This is a genomic window from Thermomonas sp. (assembly GCF_035369645.1).
Classification (GTDB): domain Bacteria; phylum Pseudomonadota; class Gammaproteobacteria; order Xanthomonadales; family Xanthomonadaceae; genus Thermomonas.
The window spans coordinates 1-3,684 of record NZ_DAOOUM010000082.1; the positions used below are offsets into that span (position 1 = coordinate 1).

The 3,684-nt window shown below is 62.6% G+C and carries 5 protein-coding genes; all 5 read left to right on the forward strand.

All coding sequences use genetic code 11. The features are described from left to right. Positions 1 to 247, forward strand: a 247-nt coding sequence (locus tag PK789_RS11430) for a hypothetical protein (protein ID WP_324308937.1), incomplete at its 5' end; no start/stop codon positions are given. Further along, positions 244 to 1,242 (forward strand): ketol-acid reductoisomerase, encoded by a 999-nt coding sequence (gene ilvC / locus PK789_RS11435; protein ID WP_324308938.1) that lies wholly within the window; start codon positions 244 to 246, stop codon positions 1,240 to 1,242. The genes PK789_RS11430 and ilvC, both read left to right, overlap by 4 nt. After that, positions 1,242 to 2,957, forward strand: a complete 1,716-nt coding sequence (ilvG, locus tag PK789_RS11440) for an acetolactate synthase 2 catalytic subunit (protein ID WP_324308939.1) — start codon at positions 1,242 to 1,244, stop codon at positions 2,955 to 2,957. Before ilvC ends, ilvG begins: the two co-directional genes overlap by 1 nt. After that, entirely contained in the window at positions 2,941 to 3,177 is a 237-nt protein-coding gene (locus tag PK789_RS11445) for an ACT domain-containing protein (RefSeq protein ID WP_324308940.1), read from the forward strand. The genes ilvG and PK789_RS11445 overlap by 17 nt, the downstream gene beginning before the upstream one ends. Positions 3,178 to 3,199: 22 nt before the next feature. After that, positions 3,200 to 3,684 (forward strand): pyridoxal-phosphate dependent enzyme (locus tag PK789_RS11450; RefSeq protein ID WP_324308941.1); only part of this gene is annotated, 485 nt, incomplete at its 3' end.

Here is a 3,684-nt window from a genome sequence, read left to right on the forward strand (position 1 = left end):
CGATCCTAGCGTGTTTTCCTGCGCTTATGTTGCAACGCCACATGCCCCTGCCGACGCCTTCCGTGACCGCCCTTCCGGCGGCAAGCGCGCTCGTACTCGTACTCATTATTCCGCCCACATCTGCGGGACGATCCGGCGTGTAAGCAACAAACGCACAACGCCAAAATCGAAAACCCCGCATCGCAAGGTGCGGGGTTTTTCGTTTTGGGTCTTTACCAACCTCTCCCAACAGGAACCACCGCAATGACCAGCAACAAACCCCGCATCACCATCGTCGGCTACGGTAGCCAAGGCCGCGCGCATGCGCTCAACCTGCGTGATTCCGGCTTCGATGTCACCGTGGGCCTGCGCCCGGGCGGCCCCACCGAGATCAAGGCCAAGGCCGATGGCTTCACCGTGAAATCCCCGGCCGAGGCGGTGAAAGACGCCGAGATCGTTGCCGTGCTCACCCCCGACATGGTGCAGCCGCAGCTGTATGGCGAAGTGCTGGAGCCGAACATGGCCAAGGGTGCCTGCCTGCTGTTTGCGCACGGCTTCAACGTGCATTACGGGCAAATCAGCCCGCGCGAAGACCTCGACGTGGTGCTGGTCGCACCCAAGGGCCCGGGTGCTTTGGTGCGCCGTGAATATGAAATCGGCCGTGGTGTGCCGTCGGTGTATGCGGTGCATCAAGACAAGAGCGGCAAGGCCGAGCAACTGGCACTGACTTACTGCGCCGGCATTGGCGGTGCGCGTCAAAACGCAATCAAGACCAGCTTCAAGGAAGAAACCGAAACCGATCTGTTCGGCGAACAAGCGGTGCTGTGCGGCGGTGCCACCAAACTGGTGCAGGCCGGTTGGGAAACCTTGGTGGAAGCCGGCTATCAGCCCGAAGTGGCCTATTACGAATGCCTGCACGAATTGAAATTGATCGTGGATTTGTTCTACGAAGGCGGCGTCACCCGCATGCACGAATTCATCAGCGAAACCGCGCAATACGGCGCACTGACGCGCGGTAATTACGTGGTGGATGACAACACCCGCGCGCAAATGCGCAAGGTGTTGACCGAAATCCAGGACGGCACCTTCGCCCGTCAGTGGATCGCCGAATACGCCGCCGGCAATGCCAACTACAAGGCGATGAAGCAGGCCGATCTGGACCATCCCATCGAAACCGTGGGCAAGCAGCTGCGCGCCAATATGCAATGGTTGGGCACCTCGCAAGCCGCCAACACTCCCGCCAAACAGAGCGAGGCCGCGTAATGAACGGTGCCCGCTGGCTGGCGCAAGCCTTGGTTGCAGAAGGTGTGGACACCCTGTTTGGGTATCCGGGCGGCGCGATCATGCCGTTCTACGATGCGCTGTACGACGTGCCGCAACTCCAGCATGTGCTGGTACGCCACGAGCAAGGTGCCGCGTTTGCCGCCAATGGCTATGCGCGTGCCAGCGGGCGCGTGGGGGTGTGCGTGGCGACCTCCGGCCCGGGTGCCACCAATTTGTTCACCGGCATTGCCGATGCGCTGGTGGACTCGGTGCCGATGGTCGCCATCACCGGGCAAGTGGCCAGCAGCTTGATGGGCACCGATGCATTCCAAGAACTCGACGTATTCGGGATGAGTTTCCCGATGGTCAAGCACAGCTTCATCGCACGCAGCGTGGATGAGTTGCCGCACATCGTCGGCGAAGCCTTTCGCATCGCCCGCAGTGGCCGCCCCGGGCCGGTGTTGATCGACCTGCCCAAGGATGTACAAAACGCCGATGCCAGCCATCTGCCACCGCATGTGCCGCTGCCCATCGACGATGTGGAAGCGCCCAAGGATGCCTCGCTGCACGAAGCACTGGCATTGATCTCGCTGGCGCAGCGGCCAGTGATCTACGGCGGCGGCGGCATTGCACTGGGCGATGCGGTGCAGGACTTCCGCACCTTCGTGGATGCCACCCAAATTCCCACGGTGCTGACACTGAAAGGCTTGGGCGCACTGCCTTCAAAGCATCCACTGAATCTTGGCATGCTGGGCATGCACGGCTCACGCGCGGCCAATCTGGCGGTGCAAGAAGCCGATTTGCTGATCGTGGTCGGTGCACGGTTTGATGACCGTGCCACCGGCAAGCTGGCCGAATTTGCCCCGCATGCACGCGTGGTGCACATGGATTTGGATGCCTGCGAAATCGGCAAATTGCGCGTGGCCGATGCCGGCGTGCGCGGCGATATTCGCACCACCTTGGCCAAGCTGACCTTGGCGTGTGCGGCGCACCTGCATGGCCGCAATGGCCCGGCACGCAAGGCCTGGCGCAGCCAATGCCAGCAACGCGCCTTGCAATTTGCACCGCGCTACGACGCCCCCGGTGCCACCGTGTACGCGCCTGCCTTGTTGAAGCGGCTATCGGAAACCGCCGCCGATGCGTTCGTGGTTTGCGATGTGGGTCAGCATCAAATGTGGGTGGCGCAACACTGGCAAATGCAGCATCCGCGCAAGCACCTGACCTCGGGCGCTTTGGGCGCGATGGGCTTTGGCCTGCCGGCCGCCATCGGTGCGCAGTTGCAAGACCGCACTGCGCAAGTGATCTGCGTCAGCGGCGATGGCTCAATCCAGATGAACATCCAAGAACTGGCTACCCTGCGCCGCTACAACCTGCCGGTGAAGATCGTGCTGTTGGATAACCAAGCGCTGGGCATGGTGCGGCAGTGGCAGGAATTGTTCTTCGAAAAACGCTATTCCGAAATCGACCTGTCCGACAACCCCGACTTCATCGCCCTAGCTGCCGCCTTCGGGATCGAAGCGCTGCATGTGGAGCGCGCCGAGGACGTGGATGCCGCCATCGCCGCACTGCTGGCTGCAAAAGGCCCTGCGCTGTTGCACGTGGCCATCGACACCGCCGCCAACGTGTGGCCGTTGGTGCCGCCCAACCGCAACAACGCGCAAATGATCGACGATGACGCCTCACCCAAAGAGACCCCCCATGCGCTACCAGCTTGAGTTGACCCTGCGCCGCGCCGAAGGCGCATTGACCCGCGTGCTGGGCACCGCAGAACGCCGTGGGTTTTTGCCCGTGTCGGTGGATGGCCATGCGCATGCCGATGGCGAGCGCTGGCAATTGCGCATGACCGTGGAAGGCGAGCGCGCACCCGAAACCTTGCAGCACCAGTTGGCCAAGCTGTACGACTGCCTGACGGTCGAGGTACGGCCATGTCCTTGAGCGCATACCGGGGCCGCCGCTAATGCCGTCGTCCGTCGCCCTACTGCCGCAGGTGACCGCCAGCGATGTGCTGGCCGCACAGGCACGGTTGCGCAAATATCTGGACGTCACCCCGGTGCATTACGCCGAGCGTTTTGGCTGTTGGCTGAAACTGGAAAACCTGCAACGCACCGGCTCGTACAAAGTGCGCGGCGCGTTGAATGCCCTGTTGGCAGCACGTGAGCGCGGCGACACGCGGCCCACGATTGCCGCCTCGGCAGGCAACCATGCACAAGGCTTGGCGTGGGCGGCGTATCGCTTGGGTCTGCAAGCGATCACGGTGATGCCGCGCTGTGCACCGCAAACCAAAATTGCCGGCGTGGCGCACTGGGGTGCCACCGTGCGCCTGCATGGCGAGAGCTATGACGAAGCCAAAGCATTTGCCGCCGAACTGGCCGCGCAGCACGACTACCGCCTGCTGTCGGCCTTCGATGATCCCGACGTGATTGCCGGGCAAGGCACGGTGGG